16 protein-coding genes are annotated in these 17,904 nt (G+C 63.3%); 3 read left to right on the top strand and 13 right to left on the bottom strand.

All coding sequences use genetic code 11. The features are described from left to right. Positions 1–291: 291 nt before the first annotated feature. From AXYL_RS34385 to AXYL_RS18660, 3 genes are all read right to left on the bottom strand, one after another. A complete protein-coding gene (locus AXYL_RS34385) occupies positions 292–1,758 on the bottom strand; it encodes a GNAT family N-acetyltransferase (protein ID WP_202798609.1) in 1,467 nt (488 codons plus the stop codon). A 1,770-nt stretch (positions 1,759–3,528) separates the two neighbouring features. Then, entirely contained in the window at positions 3,529–4,104 is a 576-nt protein-coding gene (locus tag AXYL_RS18665) for a hypothetical protein (protein WP_013394398.1), read from the bottom strand. A gap of 109 nt (positions 4,105–4,213) precedes the next feature. Next, entirely contained in the window at positions 4,214–5,074 is an 861-nt protein-coding gene (locus AXYL_RS18660) for a class I SAM-dependent methyltransferase (protein ID WP_013394397.1), read from the bottom strand. 230 nt (positions 5,075–5,304) lie between these two features. On the opposite strand from AXYL_RS18660, the gene AXYL_RS18655 reads away from it, so the two are divergent. Together AXYL_RS18655 and AXYL_RS18650 are read left to right on the top strand one after the other, a co-directional pair. Beyond that, complete coding sequence (locus AXYL_RS18655) at positions 5,305–5,709, top strand: VOC family protein (protein WP_013394396.1); 405 nt, start codon at positions 5,305–5,307, stop codon at positions 5,707–5,709. 34 nt (positions 5,710–5,743) lie between these two features. Beyond that, positions 5,744–6,373, top strand: coding sequence for a LysE family translocator (locus tag AXYL_RS18650; RefSeq protein ID WP_013394395.1), 630 nt, complete (start codon positions 5,744–5,746; stop codon positions 6,371–6,373). An 87-nt stretch (positions 6,374–6,460) separates the two neighbouring features. Here AXYL_RS18650 and AXYL_RS34375 read toward each other — a convergent pair whose 3' ends face one another. From AXYL_RS34375 to AXYL_RS18605, 9 genes are all read right to left on the bottom strand, one after another. Then, positions 6,461–7,630, bottom strand: a complete 1,170-nt coding sequence (locus AXYL_RS34375; RefSeq protein ID WP_013394394.1) for a CMD domain protein — start codon at positions 7,628–7,630, stop codon at positions 6,461–6,463. An 18-nt stretch (positions 7,631–7,648) separates the two neighbouring features. Then, positions 7,649–8,956, bottom strand: coding sequence for an acyl-CoA thioesterase/bile acid-CoA:amino acid N-acyltransferase family protein (locus AXYL_RS18640; RefSeq protein ID WP_013394393.1), 1,308 nt, complete (start codon positions 8,954–8,956; stop codon positions 7,649–7,651). Between the two features lie 3 nt (positions 8,957–8,959). Continuing rightward, positions 8,960–10,531 (bottom strand): ABC transporter substrate-binding protein, encoded by a 1,572-nt coding sequence (locus AXYL_RS18635; RefSeq protein WP_013394392.1) that lies wholly within the window; start codon positions 10,529–10,531, stop codon positions 8,960–8,962. A 65-nt stretch (positions 10,532–10,596) separates the two neighbouring features. Then, positions 10,597–11,610 carry an ABC transporter ATP-binding protein gene (locus tag AXYL_RS18630; RefSeq protein WP_013394391.1) on the bottom strand — a complete coding sequence of 338 codons (1,014 nt, stop codon included), beginning with the start codon at positions 11,608–11,610 and terminating at the stop codon, positions 10,597–10,599. Further along, positions 11,607–12,614, bottom strand: coding sequence for an ABC transporter ATP-binding protein (locus AXYL_RS18625; protein ID WP_013394390.1), 1,008 nt, complete (start codon positions 12,612–12,614; stop codon positions 11,607–11,609). Before AXYL_RS18625 ends, AXYL_RS18630 begins: the two co-directional genes overlap by 4 nt. Then, on the bottom strand, positions 12,611–13,525 hold the full coding sequence (locus tag AXYL_RS18620; protein ID WP_013394389.1) for an ABC transporter permease: 915 nt from the start codon (positions 13,523–13,525) through the stop codon (positions 12,611–12,613). The genes AXYL_RS18625 and AXYL_RS18620 overlap by 4 nt, the downstream gene beginning before the upstream one ends. Continuing rightward, positions 13,522–14,496, bottom strand: coding sequence for an ABC transporter permease (locus AXYL_RS18615; RefSeq protein WP_013394388.1), 975 nt, complete (start codon positions 14,494–14,496; stop codon positions 13,522–13,524). Before AXYL_RS18615 ends, AXYL_RS18620 begins: the two co-directional genes overlap by 4 nt. Next, entirely contained in the window at positions 14,493–15,956 is a 1,464-nt protein-coding gene (locus tag AXYL_RS18610; RefSeq protein WP_013394387.1) for a flavin-containing monooxygenase, read from the bottom strand. Before AXYL_RS18610 ends, AXYL_RS18615 begins: the two co-directional genes overlap by 4 nt. Beyond that, the gene (locus AXYL_RS18605; RefSeq protein WP_013394386.1) at positions 15,953–16,930 is read right to left on the bottom strand and encodes a LysR family transcriptional regulator; all 978 of its coding nucleotides are present in this window, start codon (positions 16,928–16,930) and stop codon (positions 15,953–15,955) included. The genes AXYL_RS18610 and AXYL_RS18605 overlap by 4 nt, the downstream gene beginning before the upstream one ends. A 223-nt stretch (positions 16,931–17,153) precedes the next feature. Between AXYL_RS18605 and AXYL_RS18600 the strand changes: the two genes are divergently transcribed. After that, a complete protein-coding gene (locus AXYL_RS18600; RefSeq protein ID WP_013394385.1) occupies positions 17,154–17,504 on the top strand; it encodes a hypothetical protein in 351 nt (116 codons plus the stop codon). A 71-nt stretch (positions 17,505–17,575) separates the two neighbouring features. Here the strand turns inward: AXYL_RS18600 and AXYL_RS18595 are convergent, their stop codons facing one another. Continuing rightward, a complete protein-coding gene (locus tag AXYL_RS18595; protein ID WP_013394384.1) occupies positions 17,576–17,806 on the bottom strand; it encodes a hypothetical protein in 231 nt (76 codons plus the stop codon). Positions 17,807–17,904 lie beyond the last annotated feature (98 nt).

The following is a 17,904-nucleotide window of genomic DNA, read 5'->3' as shown; positions in this document are numbered from 1 at the left end:
ACCTTTCCCAATAGCACGGCAACGCCTTTCGACTTGTTAGCAAAGTAAGACCGGAGGTCGGCTCTCGTCAGGCCGCCACCGTTGTTTCGGCATATCATCCAAAGAGAGGAAGGCGATGCGACGATAGAATCCAGTACTTCTACTACGCCAACGATTTTCCGAATTGGTGAGCTTGAATAGAGCACAATAGCGCTTACATCCTGAGCAGCCCAAGACCGACGAAACTCGACACGTTTTGACCCTGCAAGTATCAAGTCGGCGTATTTTGGTTTAATGGAGAGCAGAACGACTCTACCGCTTGGATGCGGCGAGGACTCTGGAAAAAGAGACATCAGAAACCTTGCGAATAGATTGAATCGGTCCCGTCACGACGCCGTCTAGTATGAGCTGGTCATACGAGACGCCGTTGGAAAGATGGGTGACTAGGCGAAAGAGAATAACTTTGGTTGGCTTCTTCGCCAACTCGTCAATTTCAGCAAGGCTGTAGACCGTGCGACGACTGACCAAGCTAGCGATTTCGGCACCATCGCTGGAAACTTCAAATCGCTCGACAACGCCTAGCGAAGTCACGGATTTTTCGTCATTGGTTCGATAAAAAAGCAAAACATCCCCGGGGCGTATGGACTTTGTCTGTGCGTGACAAAGATATGCCAACTTAATCGCGTTGCCCACGTGGCCTGAAGGAGCAAAAAGACTAGATTGAATCGATGTGTAGTCAGGAAATAGGATGCCGTGATAACGCGGTTGAATCGGGACGAGGAATTTTTGCACTGAGGAGTCTGACCTGTAGTGCGGAAAATACCGTCTCACATATTCGATCGGAGTGATACTCTCTGCCGGTGGCTGGCCGACAGGGTGGGATTTGACCAGCACCAAGTCTCCGCGATAGGTGCCACGTTCTTCGAAACCAAAATCCGAACAAACTCGAATAAGATAATCCTGGCTCTGTGCCTTTGCTGTGATGAAAAGGTATTGGCATTGGTTTTCAGTCGCAAAGCGGAAAGCTGCTTTGAGAAACAGCTCACCAATCTTCCGGCCACGAACGGCTTCGCCTACCTTGAAAGTACATAGCTTTAGAGCCGGGCCGGACAGGACATCGCCAGCGTCGTTCAGAATCTCATCGTTCTGGATCTGATAGATGCAAAGGGCACCCAAGGCGCCGCTATCGTGTCGGTATATCCATGCGTACCTATCCTCTCTTGCCTTGCGGCGGAACCAATCATCGAAGCCATCGCGGCCAGCCTTCGCTGGATAGCCCTCTCGTAGACTGTCAAAAAAAGTTCCACGCAACTCTGGCGTCAGACTGTGCAATGGCACGTCTTGGATGTTCGGCAAAACGATCTGACGCGTTTCGTGAAGACGCTTTAGCCAGTCTTCCGCCGTCTGCACTGTGTAGACTCGACGCGCAAGCCCAAGTAAGCGGGCCTTCGCATGGATGCCTCGATCTTCCGTAACTAATGCGTGAACGGCATCACAGTGAAGTGCATAGAGAAGCTCATTGTCACATGCGTCGTTTGGGCCAGTCTCGGGAGTGTTCCAAATGCATGACGCCGGCGCAACTAGTGCGGGGTACTGTCTGATTCGTTGGAGATTTCTTTGGCGGCGGTCCGCGTTAGGATCTCGTTCGAAGTCAGCGATATTCGCCGGGTGATACATCAACTGATGACCACCAATGCTTGCCAGTCGTACGAAGTTAGCTAGGCTGCCTTCAAGAATTTGAAGTGAATCTTGAAGTGGGATAAGAACGTTTGTATCCAACAAGAATCTTAAACGTTGCGGCACCTTCACCCCCTGACATTTGTGAAAGATGTTTCGGCTGGCCTAAGGAGCACAATGCTTAGATACATTGGTTTGCATAGATCGCCTTTCGCAGGGTTCGCGCTGCAAAGAATGCCATGTTCTCGAGCTCGCTTTCCATTGCGGTAGGTTCGTCGATCAACATTCTGTCGCTCCAAGGTTCATCTACATGTACCCAGCGATTTCTGTATTTTCGTAGCTTATGGAGATCCGCCTTTAAGTCGTCCGAGATTGGCGAATTCTCTATCAACTGCACAAGGCGGTCACTGCCTTTCGCTGTAGATTCCGATCGGAGGTGAGCCTCAATACCGGAAACCGCGGTGCAAATTGTCGCTAAGTGTGCGCCGTTGACGAAAGCAATATCGGTTTCTCGAACGATGAAAGAACACCATTCGGATAGAACAACGCCCCCCTTTTAGTAGTTCTTCATCGAGCATATTGAGAAGGAGCCAACGTTCGTCAGTATTCATTGAACCGCACCGTTACAATGTTTCATGTTGCCGGAAAGGGCCACTCGATCGGCGGTGGCTCACGCCTTTTCGGTCGAGTCGGGCCTTGAAGTCAATTTGCTCGACGATAGTACTGCATAACACTTCGTTACCGTGTTGAAGTGTTTTTTTGCATGGGCGCTAAGACGAAATTCCAGAGTTCAGGACGACCGTTTAATGTTTGGTCGATGGGGCTCCCCAACGGAAGGACGCACCTATCAATTGCGAAATGCTAGCGAAGTCTGAAAGACGTTATTGCGTTCACTCAGCCAGAGTGCGGAGGATCGTGCAAGGTGCCATGAGGGGGCGCTTCGGCTCGTAAGCAGACTTTTTCTTATTCGATCTAGGTGCCACCGGAAGACGAGCCCGTGCCACTTGGACGTGGGCTCGTTCTAGGCAAGTCATTCAATGAATTGGCTTCTGCTCCGTCGCGACTTGAAGCTCTCCTGTAGGCTCCGCAAGCGCAGACCCCACAACGTCAGCAATGTGATCGCAGAGACTTTCAACCGCGCCTAGCAGATTGGAGATAATCCAAGAATCTAGCGGCTGGGTGCTAGTGCGATCCAACTCATTTGCACTATTCCCAACAATTCGACTTATTGCCCAAATTCCCAAGCAAGCCCGTTCCGTTTTCCGAAGTTCAGCAAACCGTACGGAGACGAGCTCCGGATCGTCCGGCGTGGCCCATCGGTCATGAGTCAAAGGGTGATCGTCCATCAGTCGCTCCAGGCTTGACGTAAAGAAGAGAAGGCAGCCGCCATTGCAGCGACCATGTCGTCCGTCTTTTCCAGCTGTCAATCTGGGCGATCTTTGTGGGATTGCGGTGCCAGTATCGAGTCCGACGGGCATCGCAATCAAGCGTGACCCGTGCCAAATTGAGCACACTTGAGCCGAAATCCGCGCCATGGGTGGCGGTCGTTTCCAGTTCAGGCTCAGGTCACGCCGGCTCAGTCGTCATCCCCATCCCGTACACTAACCCCGATCACCAGGGAGCGATATGTCGATTCAAAGATTAGGCCGTTGCAGCATCTTCTTGTTTCTCGCCGCGTTGGGTTCCGGTTGTTCATTAGGCGGCGAGTGCGGATGGAACCGCAGCAGCTGCATGTATGAAGGCAAGTACGAAGAGGGTGAGGAAGACTACGCGGAAGACGAGGCGAAGCGCTTGAACAAGAACTCGTCCGATCGGTTGCGCCGCAGCTCTGGCAATTGATCCGCGGATCGGGCGTTTCAGGCTGGTGAGGTCCTAGCCGGAGACTTGCCAGTCGTGAAACTGCTTGAACAAGCGAAACCCGACATAGGTTTCGCTTCTGACTCCGCGCCGCCGGTAGTAGCAATCCCAGTAGCTGGTCATGCGTTGCTGCGCCAGATCCAGAAAGGCCGGATTGCTTCGAAGAACCGGTCCATAGACGCGCTTGTCCAGCAAGGGCAAGCGCGCCTCGATGTCCTGCAGGATTTCAACGAGGTATTCGCTGCAGAGCTGCACCACGAACGGCACAACCCAAGGTTCGGATGCCCCAGCCAGCCGCTCAATCTGGCGCTGGCGCACGTGGCCGTCGTGATGGCGTGACTGCATGCACGCGTAGATCAGAGCCTGGGGTTCGTCCAGCTTGGAAAACAGGGAATCGCTGCCCCCATGCTGAACGCGATAGGGCAGCGTCAATGGCTCGTCCTGCACGATGACGGACAAGCCGCGGCCGCTCATGACCGAGGGGCAGATCTCCTCGGCGATATGCGCTGCTTCGGCTCGCAGTCGCGCGGGGAAGGCCGCTGTTAGCAGCGCCGTCTGTTCTGGGGATGCCTTGCGCGGGCGAGAAGACATGTGGGGAATGTTGCTCGAATGGCGTTCACCGCGTCATGCGGTGCATCCGACAGCAGATTACGGCACGCACCACGGATGCTGACGCTGCGGCATGATGCAGGACAGGCGCTTACGCCGCCGCCTCTGCAGGTTGCGGCACAAAGAACCGATCCTTCAACTCCTGCAACCCGATCCTATCCAGCATCTCCGTCAGCCGCTCAGCCGGCTTCCTGCGCGGCAAATCCTTGTACTGCGCAATGATGAGTTCATTCTTCATCGAATGCTCCCACCCGACCAGCTCAGTCACGCTGACCTGATACCCGTGCGCTTCCAGTTGCAGACAGCGCAGCACATTGGTGATCTGGCTCCCAAACTCCCGCGTATGCAGCGGATGCCGCCAAATCTCAGCCAGCGGATCGGCCAGCGCCTTCGCCTTGTTCTTGCGCAGCACCGAAGCGACTTCCGCCTGGCAGCAGGGCACGACGACGATGTACTTGGCTTTCTTCTCCAAGGCGAAATGAATCGCGTCGTCGGTGGCGGTATTGCAGGCGTGCAGGGCGGTGACCACATCGATTGTGGCGGGCAGTTTGTCCGACGTGATCGAATCGGCGACCGACAGGTTCAGGAACGACATGCCGCCAAACCCCAGCCGTTTGGCCAGTTCTTCCGACGACTTCACCAGCTCTTCGCGGGTTTCGATGCCGTAGATGTGGGAGCCGTTCTTCAGCGCCTCGGGCTGTTCCTTGAAGAACAGGTCGTAGAGGATGAAGCCCAGGTACGACTTGCCCGCGCCGTGGTCGGCGAGGGTGACGGCGCCGCGTTGTTGTTGGACGTCTTTGAGCAGCGGTTCGATGAACTGGAATAGGTGGTAGACCTGTTTGAGTTTGCGGCGGCTGTCCTGGTTCATCTTGCCGTCGCGGGTCAGGATGTGCAGGGCCTTGAGCAGTTCGATCGACTGGCCGGGGCGGATGTCGTGGGTTTTGTCGGACATGGGGTAAGGCAATGCGCCCCGCGATGGGCGGGGCGCATAAGTAGGCGGAAAGCGTCAGTTTAACGAAAACGCCGCCGACGCTGGCGAACCGGGAAAACCGGCCCTGGACTGTGCAGTATTTTGCGATCCAGGTTATCTGGCATGCGAGTAACATGCCCGATGCGATTGAGGCATGTCATGCATTTCTGAAAGCGCCTGACCATCAGGGCGGGCGCGTGGAGAGTCGTCAAATGTTCAGCCATATCACTGTCGGGACGCGTGATCTAGAACGCGCGGGCCGTTTTTATGACGCGGTGCTGCTTCCGCTTGGATTGAAGCGTCGCGTTGTCACGCCGGATGGCGGGCCCTTGGCGCTTTGCTGGGTGACTGGTCAGGCGCTGCTGCCGCGCTTCTACGTCTACATGCCCTACGATGGCGAGCCGGCGACGGTGGGTAATGGCAGCATGGTCGCTTTTCTGGCTCCTACGCAGGAAGCCGTGAGCACGGCCCATGCGGGCGGTCTGGTGCAGGGCGGGACGGACGAGGGTGCGCCGGGGGTACGTCCTCATTACGGTGACGGCTACTTTGGCGCGTATCTGCGCGATCCTGACGGCAACAAGGTCCATATCGTTCATCGCGGAGACCTCCCGCTGTAAAGCGGAGAGGCCCGACATTCCTGGAGAAACGCAAATGCTCGTGAGTCAGCTTGCTCTTGTGTACGGCACCTATCTGATTGCCACCGCCAGTCCCGGACCCAGCAATATGGCGATCATGGCAACGGCGATGCGTGACGGCCGTGTGCCGGCTCTGGCGCTGGCGGCGGGCGTCATTACGGGTTCGTTGTTTTGGGCGACGCTGGCTGCGACTGGGATTTCCGCCGTGCTGGCGGCTTCCGCCCAGGCGCTATTCATCATCAAGGTGGTGGGGGGAGTCTATCTGCTCTATCTGGCGTTCCGCACCGGCAGGTCGGCGCTGAGGCCGGGCGCGGCCTTTGTGAACGTGGAAACGGGCCGTGTGACGCCGCGCTATCGGGTGCTCTACCGACAGGGCGTGCTCATGCATATCGGCAATCCGAAGGCGGTGCTGGCCTGGATGGCGATCATGTCACTGGGGCTGGGGGAGAGCGCGTCGAACGGCACCTTACCCGCCATCATCGGCGGTTGCGCGTTGCTCGGCGTGATGGTGTTCGGCGGCTATGCCATCGCGTTCTCGACCGCGCCAATGATTGCGCTGTACGCCAGGCTGCGGCGCTGGATCGAAGGGACGGTGGCCGTGGTGTTTGCCGTTGCGGGCGTCAAGCTGCTGACCTGGCAGCGTTGATATGGCGGCTTGTCATCGCCGACCAGTGTCGGCGATGACAAGCTCCAGGCATAGCGTCCGGCACGCAATCGGCCGGACGCCACAGGATCAAGCCTTCGGAAAAACCGGCTCGCCCAGATTCAACATCAAGCGATTCGCCCAAGCGAAGATCGCATCCGAATGCAGCAGATCCAGGATCTCACCTTCATTCAAGCCCGCATCCTTCAAAGCCTGGATGCTGTCCGCATTTACCGAGGCAGGCGCCTCGGTGATCTGGATCGAGAACTTGCCGATAGCCAGTTCCCGCGCCGTGGTGCCGGCAGTCGCGGGATCCTCGAACACCTGCGCGATGACCTCATTGCGCTTGGCCAGTTGCTCAAAACGCTGGGCATGCACGGACGCGCAGTACACGCAGCCGTTGATACGCGACACGTAGGTCGAACCCAGTTCACGCTCCGCACGCGACAGGCCACCCGGCGCATACATGATGGCGTTGAACGCCGTGGAGCGCTGGCGCAGGATTTCGGGCTGATGCACCAGGAATAGGTAGTAGTCCGAGACCTTGGCCTTGGGGTGGCTTTCTTCCAGGACGGCGACCTGTTCGGGCGTGGCGGTTTCGACGTTGACGACGTCCAGCCAGGCCTTCCACTCCAGCGACTCGTTGGTGAAGCCGTGGGCCTTGATCTCCGCGCCGGGTGCGGTGGCGGCGGTGTTGGCGGGGAAGGGCGCGGGCGGCTCGCTGGCGGCGCGCGCAGGGCCGGCTTCCAGGGCCTTCATGGCTTCCAGGCCGGCGACGAGGCGGACCTGGTAGGACAGGAAGGCAACGAGCTGGGACAGCGTGACCACGGCGGGCGTGGAGACGCCGGCGGCGGGCAGGGTCTTCAGCGCGGCTTCGTCGCCTTCGACGGGCTTCTCGATCAGTTTGCGCGTGAATTCCAGGATGGCGGCCAGGCGCGGGGTGGCGGCGTCGGACGGCTTGCCGGATTCGGCGACGGCGATATCGGCCGGGGGGGCGCCGGCGTCGTTCAGGCGGGCGCGGTAGTGCGCGGCCAGCAGCGGCGACGGGGTGATGCGGGTGGCGTACAGCGCGACCAGCAGGCGCTCGGCCAGGGACAGGCCGGGCAGCGCGGGGTCGAACAGGGCGTCGTAGCTGCCTTGGGTGGCGGCGGCGACCTTTTCGCGGTAGTGGCGCACTTCGTAGGTCTTGGCGCCCGGGGCCAGGCCGATCAGGCGGTCGACGAGGTCGTCCGTGACGTTGTAGACGATGGGTTCAGCCATGCGGATCTCCTTGATGCTTTACTTGGCGGCGCGGGCGGGGTTGGCAGCTGCGACAGCCGCGTCCAGGAACCGCTTCACGCCTTCCCAGGATTCCTGGTCGGCGCGGGCGTTGTCCTTGGGGTTGCCGCCGCTGGTGCTGATCTTGCCGGACACGGGGTGGGCGTAGACGAGCTGGGTGGTGGGCACGTAGGGGAACAGGATGGAGTGCCCGCCGTTCTCGTAGTCCAGCCACTCGACCGGATAGGGGTGGTTCACCTCGGCCAGCTTGTCCTGCACCATCTTGGAATAGATGCTGGACGGCCAGGAGCCGTCGTCGGTGCCGGACAGCAGCATGACGGGGCCCTGGATGTCTTCGACCTTGATGCGGGCGCGGGCCACGGCGTCGGGGTCTTGCAGGGCGGTGAGGATGGCTTTCTCGTGGCGGTGCGGCGAGGGGCCTTCGTCGAAGGGCGCCCAGGTGGCGGTGCGGTTGTTTTCCCAGACGTGGGGAATGGGCTTGCCGCCCAGCAGCCACGTGGGGCCTTCGCGCCCGATCTTGGGATCGCAGGCGTTCTGGCCGCTGTGGACCACGGCGCCGGGCACGTAGGCGACCACGGCCGAGACTTCCTCGGGGAAGGTGGCGCCCAAGAGCAGCACCAGTTCGCCGCCGCGCGACTGGCCGCTGATGGCGACGAAGTCGTGCTTGGGGCTGACCTTCTCGCGCAGCCACCGCAGGCCGGTCTGGAAGTATTCCAGCGGGGTGTTGGAGATGTAGTCCGACAGGCCCGGCGCCTTGAAGTAGGCCAGGGCGAAGGCGGCATAGCCGCGGGACGCATACAGCGCCGCGCGCGGTTCGTTGATGCCGCCGCCGGAGCCGTTCAGGATCATGACGGCAGGGAACGGGCCGGGGCCGGGCGGCAGGTACAGCGTGCCGACCAGGCCTTCTTCGCGCACGTCCTGGCGGGTGACGCCGTCAGCCGCCAGGCGCTGGGTGAAGCAGGCCTGGGCCTGCGAGCCGGCGACGCGCGCCACCACGTCGGTGACCAGGGCCTCGGTCACCGGGTGGTTGAAGTGTTCGCGGCTGGACGAGTCCACGGGGGACTGCGACCAGACCAGGCCCATGGGCGCCACGCCGGCGTAGTCGCCGGACACGGGCGCGTCGCGGCCCAGGTCGACCGTGCCGTTCGCGTTCGCCACGAAGGCGGCCTGGCTTTGCCAGAGCACGCCGTTGCGGCGGGTCAGGGCGGTGATCTCCACCGTCTGGCCGGGCGCGACGTGTTCGACCCGGATCTGGCGCGGCACGTCGATCAGGTCGACGGCCGGGGTGATGGTGAGGGTGGGCGTCATGGCTTACTTGCCTGATTCTTTCGTCACCATCATGGCGGCCGTGCGGTCGCTGGTCATGGGGGTAACCTTCAGGCCCTTCTTGGTGGCCCAGATGTTCTTGTAGTGGAACAGCGGGATGATGCCGACGTCGTCGTACACGATCTTGACGGAGTCGCGCAGGATGGCTTCACGCTTGGCCACGTCGAATTCCGAGGTGGATTGCTCCAGCGCGGCGTCGACCTTGGGGTTGCTGTAGCGGCCCCAGTTGGACGCGCCCAGGCCCTTCTTGGCGTCGGCGGTGGCCAGGATGTTGACCAGCGCGTAGCTGCCTTCGCCGGTGCCGTTGCCCCAGGCCAGCATGCTGACCGCGAATTCGTTCTTGTTGGCGCGGCCCGAGTACACGGCCCATGGCACGACTTCCACCTGGGTCTTGACGCCGGCGCGGGTCCAGAACTGCGCCACGGCCTGGGCCGTTTCCGGGCCTTGCGGGTAGCGGTCGTTGGGCACGTGCATGGTCAGCTTGAAGCCGTCGGGGTAGCCGGCTTCGGCCAGCAGCTTCTTGGCCTGGGCGACGTCGTTGGGGATGTCCTTGACGTCGGGGTTGTAGCCGATGGTGCCCTTGGGCATCCACTGGTTGGCTTCGGTGGCGGCGCCTTGCAGGATGCGGTCGGCGATGGCCTTGCGGTTGATGGCCAGGTTCAGGGCCTGGCGCACGCGCACGTCCAGCAGCGGGTTCTTGTCCAGCGGCTTGCCGTTGTTGTCGGTGATGTACTGGTTGGGCGCGGGGTTGAAGCTGGGCTGCAGCAGCATGACGCGCAGGCCGTCGTACGGGTAGACCGACACGTTGGCGGCCTTTTGCAGCTTGGCCAGGTCGGACACCGAGACCTTGTCGATCACGTCCACGTCGCCAGCCAAGAGCGCGGCGGTGCGGGCGGCGGCGTTGTTGATGTAGCGGTAGTTGACCTTGTCCCAGATCTGCTTGTCGCCCCAGTAGCCGTCGTTGCGTTCCATGATGACGCGGTCGCCGGGGGTGTAGGACACGAACTTGTAGGGGCCGGTGCCGACCATGGCCTTGCCCGAGTTGTAGTCCTCGGTGGTGGACTTTTCACCGACGTGTTTGCTGACCACGTGCACCGAGGCCAGGTTCAGCGGCAGGTCGGGGTTGGGGGCCTTGGTCTTGACGATGAGCGTCAGCGGATCCTTGGCGGTCATCGTGTCGATGGTGCGCAGGTAGCCGGCATAGGTGGCCACGCTGCCCGGCACGGCGCGCGCGCGGGTGTAGGAGTAGATCAGGTCGTCGGCGGTGAAGGGCGTGCCGTCCTGCCACTTGACGCCTTCGCGCAGCTTGAATTCCCAGGTCTTGTCGTCCAGCGGCTTCCAGCTGACGGCCAGGCCGGGCTGCAGCTTGTTCCACTTGTTCTCGATCAGCAGGTCCCAGAAGTGCAGGGCCACCGAGCGGTCGCCGGCGTGGTTGTTCAACTGTGGGTCCAGGGACGACAGCGGGTCGGCGAAGCCGATGGACAGGTCGTCGGCGCTGGCGGCGGCGGAAGCGCCGAGGATGGCGGCGGTCAGGGTGGTGAGAAGCAGGCGTTTCATGTTCGGAGTCCTTGGTATAGGGGGAACTGGCGGTTAATCCGGGAGCCGCGGCGCGGCGACTGGGTTCACGCCATGTCGTTCAGGTGACAGGCGCTCAGGTGGTTGATGGCGATTCCCTTCAAGGTGGGAACCTCGGTCTTGCAGCGCGGCATCGCATGCGGGCAGCGCGGATGGAAATGGCAGCCGCCGGGCGGATTCAGCGGGCTGGGGATCTCGCCTTTGATCGCGGTAAAGGTCTTGTGGCGCGACTTCAGGCTGGGGATCTCGGCCAGCAGGGCTTGCGTGTACGGGTGGTTGGGATGGCGGAAGACTTCTTCCACCGTGGCCGTTTCCACCACGCGGCCCAGGTACATGATCACGACGCGGTCGGACAGGTGCTCGACCACGCCCAGGTCATGGCTGATGAAGAGATAGGTCAGCCCCAGGTCTTCGCGCAGGTCCATGAAAAGGTTCAGGATCTGCGCCTGGATCGACACGTCTAGCGCGGCCACGGCTTCGTCGCACACCAGCATGGTGGGCTGCACGGCCAGGGCGCGGGCGATGCCGATGCGCTGGCGCTGGCCGCCGCTGAACTGGTGCGGATAGCGCTGGCGCAGCGCGGGGTCCAGGCCGGCGCGTTCCAGCTGGGCGCTGACGTAGTCGTCGAAGTCGCCGTTGCCGACCAGGCCGTGGATGCGGGCCGCTTCGCCCACGATCTCGTCCACGCGCAGGCGCGGGTTGAGGCTGGCGTAGGGGTCCTGGAAGATCATCTGCACTTGCAGGCGCGCGGCATGGGCCTGGGCCGAGTTCATGTCGGCCGGGCGCACGCCGTTGATGCGGATCTCGCCGCCGGAGGGCGTGAGCAGGCCCGCTGCGATGCGGCCCAGCGTGGACTTGCCGCAGCCGGACTCGCCGACCAGGCCGACCACTTCGCCGGGGTTGACGATCAGGTCCACGTTGTCGACGGCGCGGGTCACGGCGGGCGGCTTGGACAGGCCCAGGCGCTGCATGGCGCGCGTGGCGGGGCCGGAGGGGCGTTCGCCGAAACGCTTGCTGACTTGGCTGAGATCAATCAGCGGGGTAGGGGCGGTCGTGCTCATGCCATTACCTCGCTGGTCTGGATCGTGGGGTGGAAGCAGCGCACTTTGTGTTCGGGCAGGGCCTGGGTGATGCCGGGCTGCTGGTCGCAGGCCGCGGTGGCGCGCGAGCAGCGCGCCGCGAAGGCACAGCCCGCGGGCAGGTTGAGCAGGTTGGGCGTCATGCCGGGAATCTGGCGCAGGCGTTGGCCGCGCCGGTTGTTGCTGGGCAGGCTGTCGATCAGGCCCACGGTGTAGGGGTGCTGCGGACGGTCCAGCACGTCGTCGACGGTGCCGTGTTCGACGATGCGGCCGGCGTACATCACCGCCACATCGTCGGCCAGGCCGGCCACCACCGACAGGTCATGGGTGATCCAGATCAGGCTGGTGCCGTGCTGTTGCGCGAGCTTCTGCACTTCGGACAGGATCTGCGCCTGGATGGTGACGTCCAGCGCGGTGGTGGGCTCGTCGGCGATGATCAGGTCGGGCCGGTGCAGCATGGCAATCGCAATGGCCACGCGCTGGCGCATGCCACCGGACAGCTGATGCGGGTAGGCCAGCAGCCGCTCTTCGGGGCTGGGAATGCCCATCATGCCCAGGGTGTCGCGCGACAGGGCGCGGGCCTGGGCCGCGCTCATCTTGTTGTGGGCGCGCACGGTCTCGATCATTTGCGCGTCCACCCGCAGTACGGGGTTCAGCGTCATCATCGGATCCTGGAAGATCATGGCGATGCGGTTGCCTTGCAGCTTGCGCAGTTCACGCGGCGCCAGCTTGGTCAGGTCGCGGCCCTGGAACAGCACTTCGCCGCCGACGATGCGGCCCGGGGCGTCGACCAGGCCCATGATGGAGAAGCCCGTGACGGACTTGCCCGAGCCGGACTCGCCGACCAGGCCCAGGATCTTGCCGCGTTCCAGCGTGAAGGACACGTCGTCCACGGCGGGCAGCACGCCCGCGCGGGTATGGAAGTGGGTGCGCAGGTTGCGCACCTCCAGCGTCGGCGCGCCGGCGTTGTCGCGGTCGGCGCTCATTTGTGGGTCCTCGGGTTCAGCACGTCGCGCAGGCGGTCGCCCACCAGGTTGATGGCCACGATGGTGACCAAGAGCGCGATGCCGGGATAGAAGCTGATCCAGTATTCGCCGGACAGCATGGTCTGGAAGCCGTTGGAAATCAGCAGCCCCAGCGACGGTTCGGTCACGGGCACGCCCAGGCCCAGGAAGCTGAGTGTGGCTTCCAGAGTGATGGCGCGCGCGATCTGCAGGGTGCCGATGACGATCAGCGGCGGCAAACAGTTGGGCAGGATGTGCTTCAACATGATGCGCCAGTTGGGGATGTCCAGGCAGCGGGCGGCTTCCACGTATTCGCGGCGGCGCTCGACCAGGGCCTGGCCGCGCGCGGTGCGGGCGTAGTAGGCCCATTCCAGGATCACCAGCGTCAGCACCACGTTGCCCACGCCCTTGCCCAGGTAGGCCAGGATCATCATGGCCACGAGGATCGACGGGAACGACAGGATCAGGTCGACCAGGCGCATGATGATCGCGTCGGTCTTGCCGCCGGCGTAGGCGGCAAGCAGGCCCAGCAGCGTGCCGACGATGCCGGCGATGAGCGCCGAGCCCACGCCCACGATCAGGCTGATGCGCAGGCCGTACAGGATGCCGGACAGCAGGTCGCGGCCCTGGCCGTCGGTGCCCAGCCAGTAGTGGAAGGTGTCCAGGCCGTTCATGCTGCCCGGCGGCAGGCGCGCGTCCAGCACGTCGATCTGCAGCAGGTCATAGGGGTTCTGCGGCGCGATCCAGGGCGCCAGGATGGCGGCCAGGATCAGCAGCGTGGCAACAGCCAGGCCCAGCACCGCCGTCTTGGACGACATGAACTCGGCCAGGTTGCGCCGCCACGGCGATTCGCGGCGCAGCGCGGGAGTGGGGTTTGTCGATACGGCGCTCATGCCGAGGCCTCCAGCCGCACCCGCGGGTCCAGCACTTTATAAAGAATGTCCACGATCAGGTTCAGGGTCACGAACAGGCACACCACCACGATCAGGTAGGCCACGATGACGGGGCGGTCCAGCGCGTTCAGGCTGTCCAGGATCAGCTTGCCGGCGCCGGGCCAGGCGAAGATGCTTTCCGTGACCACGGCGAAGGCGATGGTGGAGCCCAGCTCCAGGCCCAGCACCGTCACCAGCGGGATCATGGTGTTGCGCAGCACGTGGACACAGACCACGCGCATGGGCGACAGGCCCTTGGCGCGGGCGAACTTCACGAAGTCCAGCGGCAGCACGTCGCGCACGCCGGCGCGGGTCAGGCGGATCACCAGCGAAATCTTGAACAGCGACAGGTTGAACGCCGGCAGGATCAGGTGGCGCCAGCCGTCGGCCGTCAGCCAGGACCACTGGAAGCCCAGGAACTCCACGGTTTCGCCGCGGCCGCTGGCCGGCAGCCAGCCCAGCGACACGCTGAACGTCATGATCAGCATCAGCGCGATCCAGAACGTCGGCAGCGAGAAGCCGACGATGCTGCCTGCCATGATCATCTTGGCGAAACGGCTATCGGGATACAGGCCGGCGTACAGGCCCAGCGGCAGGCCCACCACCACGGTGAGCATCATCGCGGCGATGGCCAGTTCGAAAGTTGCCGGCAGGCGCTGGATCACCAGTTCCACGGCCGGAATGTTGTAGACGAAGCTATTGCCCAGATTGCCATGCAGGGCACCGTTCAGGAACGCCAGGTACTGTTCCCACAGCGGCTTGTCCAGGCCCAGTTCGGCGATGATGCGGGCGCGGTCCACCTGGTCGACGTCCTGGCCGATCAGGATGTCCACCGGATTGCCGATGGCGTGCAGGCCCACGAAGACGATCAGCGTCATCAGGAAGACCACCACCGCGGCTTGCGCGATGCGGCGCAGCAACCAACCCGTCATTGCGCGGTCTCCGCTTGCGGAGCCGGGGCTGGCGTCCATTCGTCGCCGAACACTTCGGGCTCGGAGAACGCTTCCATATTGGCGTAGTGCGTCTCCACGTCCTCGCGGTAGAACAGGCCGGCGATGCCTTGCGCCAGGCGCTTGGCGCCTTCGCTGATGGCCGGGATGTCGCCCGAGATCGTGCCCTGCGTCAGCGCCGCGGGGTAGGAGAAGCAATGCACGCGGTCCAGGCCGGGACAGGCGCCTGGGCTCTTTTCCTGTAGTTCAAACACGGCGCCCAGGTCGGGCGAATCATGCAGTTCCTGGTCTTCTTCGCCAGCCGGCGGCACGTAGCGGTCGCCCCAGGCGCGCACGTGCGGCGCCAGCGCGGCGAACTCCGGACGCACGGTCCAGTCGATGCGGAAACCGGTGGAGAAGATCAGGAAGTCCAGCACGAACACGCCCTTGGGCGTGGTGACGTGGATTTCATCGCAGACCAGCGCCAGGTCCTGCACGCCCGCGCCCAGGTTGAAGCGGGCGTTGGGGTGGCGCGAGACTCGCAGCGTGCTGCCGCGCGGCGGCGGCACCTGGGCGGCGTTGATGTAGTGGCGGATCTTCCACTTCCATTCGTCGGGCAAGGTCAGGTGGCCGTGGGTCAGGCCGGGATTGCCCGCGCCCTTGCCCTTGTTGACGCGGGGAATGTCGTTGCGGCGGATCAGCAGGTCGACGCTGGCGGCGCCGGCTTCCAGTGCGGTGGCCGCGCTGTCCATGGCCGATGCGCCCGCGCCCACCACGCCCACGCGCTTGCCGGCCAGGGTGTTGTAGTCCATCACGTCGGACGAATGCGCCCAGCGGTTGCGCGGCAGCTTCTTCGCAAAATCAGGCACATAGGCGCCGCCCAGGCCGTCGCGGCCGGTGGCTAGCACCACGCGGCGCGCCAGCACCGTGCTGCGTCCGGCGGGGGACTCGATGTCCAGCTGCACCAGCTGGTCGGCGCGCGGCAGCACGGCCAGGATGCGGTGCTCGTTACGCACGTCCAGGTCCAGCGCGCGGCGGTACCAGCGCAGATAATCCATCCATTGCAGGCGCGGAATCTTGTCCAGCGCTTCCCATTCTTCGGAGCCGAACTGCGCTTCGAACCAGGCGCGGAAGGTCAGCGCCGGCAGGCCCAGCGCGGGACCGGTCAACTGCTTGGGCGAGCGCAGGGTTTCCATGCGGGCGGTGGTGGCCCAGGGGCCTTCATAGCCTTCGGGCGCCTGGTCGAAGATCGGGGCGTTGATGCCCAGATGCTTGAGCGAGGCGGCCGCGGCCAGGCCGGCCATGCCGCCGCCGATCACGGCCACGTCCAGCACCGGTTGGCCGTCGACGAGGCGGGGCGTGACCCAGTTCTTGGCGGGGATTTCCAGCCAGGACAGGTCTTGCTGCAAGCGCGCTTCCAGCGCGGCCAGGCCTTGCGGCGGGGTGGCTAGGGGCTGATTCATATAGTGGGGGATTCCGTAAGAGGGGCGTCGTCGCCATAGATCGACTGCAGGAGGGCCGAATGCTCGGCGGCGTCGTGCAGGGCGAAGCCGGGCAGCAGGGCCGCGGCGGCTTGGGCGAGCGCGTCGACCATGGCCTGGCAGGCTGGCGTCGGCGTTTGCGACTGCGGGGTGATGACCCCGAAGAAAAAGGGGATGTCCAGGTCGATGGGGCGGATCGCCACGCCCGGCATGGGGGCGCCGTAGGCGGTGATCGGTTCCAGCACCGACACGCCCAGTCCGGCGCGCACGGCGGCCAGGGCGTTGACGGACGAATTGGTTTCCATGGTGCCCAGCGCCTGGGCGTTCTGCGCCAGCGCGGCGTCGAGGCGGCGGCGCAGCCGGTAGGGGTTGGCCATCGTGATCATGCGGCGCCCGGCCAGCGCGGCCACTGGCACCACGGCTTGCTGGGCCAGCGGATCGTTTTCCGGCAACGCGACCACACAGGGGGCCTGCCCGATCCAATGCACCGTCAGGCCGCGATGTTCCAGCGGCAGGCTGGTCGCGCCCAGTTGCGCGGCGCCCGACAGCACGGCGTGCACCACGCGTTCGGGCGAGGCGCTGCGCAGCTGGATGCGGGCGGCGCCGATGCGGTCCTCGATGCGCTTGAGCGCGTCGGGCACCAGCCCCGCCGCCAGGGCGGAGGTGGCGGCCATCAGCAGCGGCTGGGCCTGGCCACGGGCGATTTCATCGGCGCGGCTGCGGATCTGCTGCATGCCCGCCAGCGCGCGCTCGACGTCGTCATACAGCAGGAAGCCCTGCTCGGTGGGCGTCACGCGCGGGCCGCTGCGCGCAAACAAGGGATAGCCGATCTCGGCTTCCAGTTCCTGCAACAACCGGCTGATCGCCGGCTGGGAGCGTCCCAACAGCCGGCCGGCAGCAGTGACGCTGCCCGTGGACATGACGGCCGCGAAGGCCTCGAGTTGACGAAGTTCCATCTGTATTGATCTATGCCAAGGACGAATTCTTGCCCGGCAAGTATGCGCTTTGCAAATAATTAAAGAGCATAAGTAAATTCCCTGATGGGGTTTTCCGCAGGGAATTTCATAACTTGCAGTTATTTCAAGGGCTTGCGGCGGCCAAACCGTCGTCGGACACAAAACCGTCCGCCGACTTGGCTTAAAGTCGGGGGCCGACGGGAACACTTATTGAGGAGTACGCATGTCTACGCGTTTCAAGAAAGCGGGTCTTGTCCTGGCAGTGGCCGTGGCGTTCAGTCTGCCGCTGATGCAGGGGTGCGCCAGCAGCCAGCCGGAGGATCCGCGCGTGGTTGCGGCCGAGGTCGACAAGCCGTTCACGGATTGGATGAACCAACTGTTGGGCCAGGTGGAGGCGAATCCGAACTATCGCCGTATCCCATTGGATACGAAGGCGCAGCAGGACCAGTTCCTGGTGTGGCTGCACGACGCCTATCGCCATCGGATCACGAAGCAGGAATTCACAAGCCGCGTGACCAGCCAGTATCCGGGCCATCAGAACGAAGCCGCGTTCGTCGCTTCCAAGCTGCCCTGATCCGTGGACGGTTGCCCATGAAAAAGCCCGCTACGGCGGGCTTTCGCGTAACAGTACCGGCAAAGGGGCGCTCAAGAATACCCGCGCCCCTCGCGCCGGTAATACAGATAGCGCTCTATCTCCGCCTGTTCCACCGCCGGTTCCAACGAGCGCCATCTGACGACGTATCCGCGATGCGCAGGCGGCATCCAGCCCAATACGGAGTACATCGTGACTTCGGTCTGGCCAGTATTGAATTCAGTCTCGAAGAATCCCTGGCGACCCGGCGGCTCGCTGCCGCAAATCCAGCTGGAATCTGGCATGGCGCTCTCCCGTACGGCTTCAATCCTACGCGCCGGTCCAGGAAATGGCATACGTTCTAGCCCCGATGCGGGCCGCGGCTGCCTTGTGTTAGAAACGT

It is taken from the genome of Achromobacter xylosoxidans A8, from assembly GCF_000165835.1.
GTDB classification, from domain to species: domain Bacteria; phylum Pseudomonadota; class Gammaproteobacteria; order Burkholderiales; family Burkholderiaceae_B; genus Achromobacter; species Achromobacter xylosoxidans_B.
This window is presented reverse-complemented; position numbering and strand designations above follow the sequence as displayed.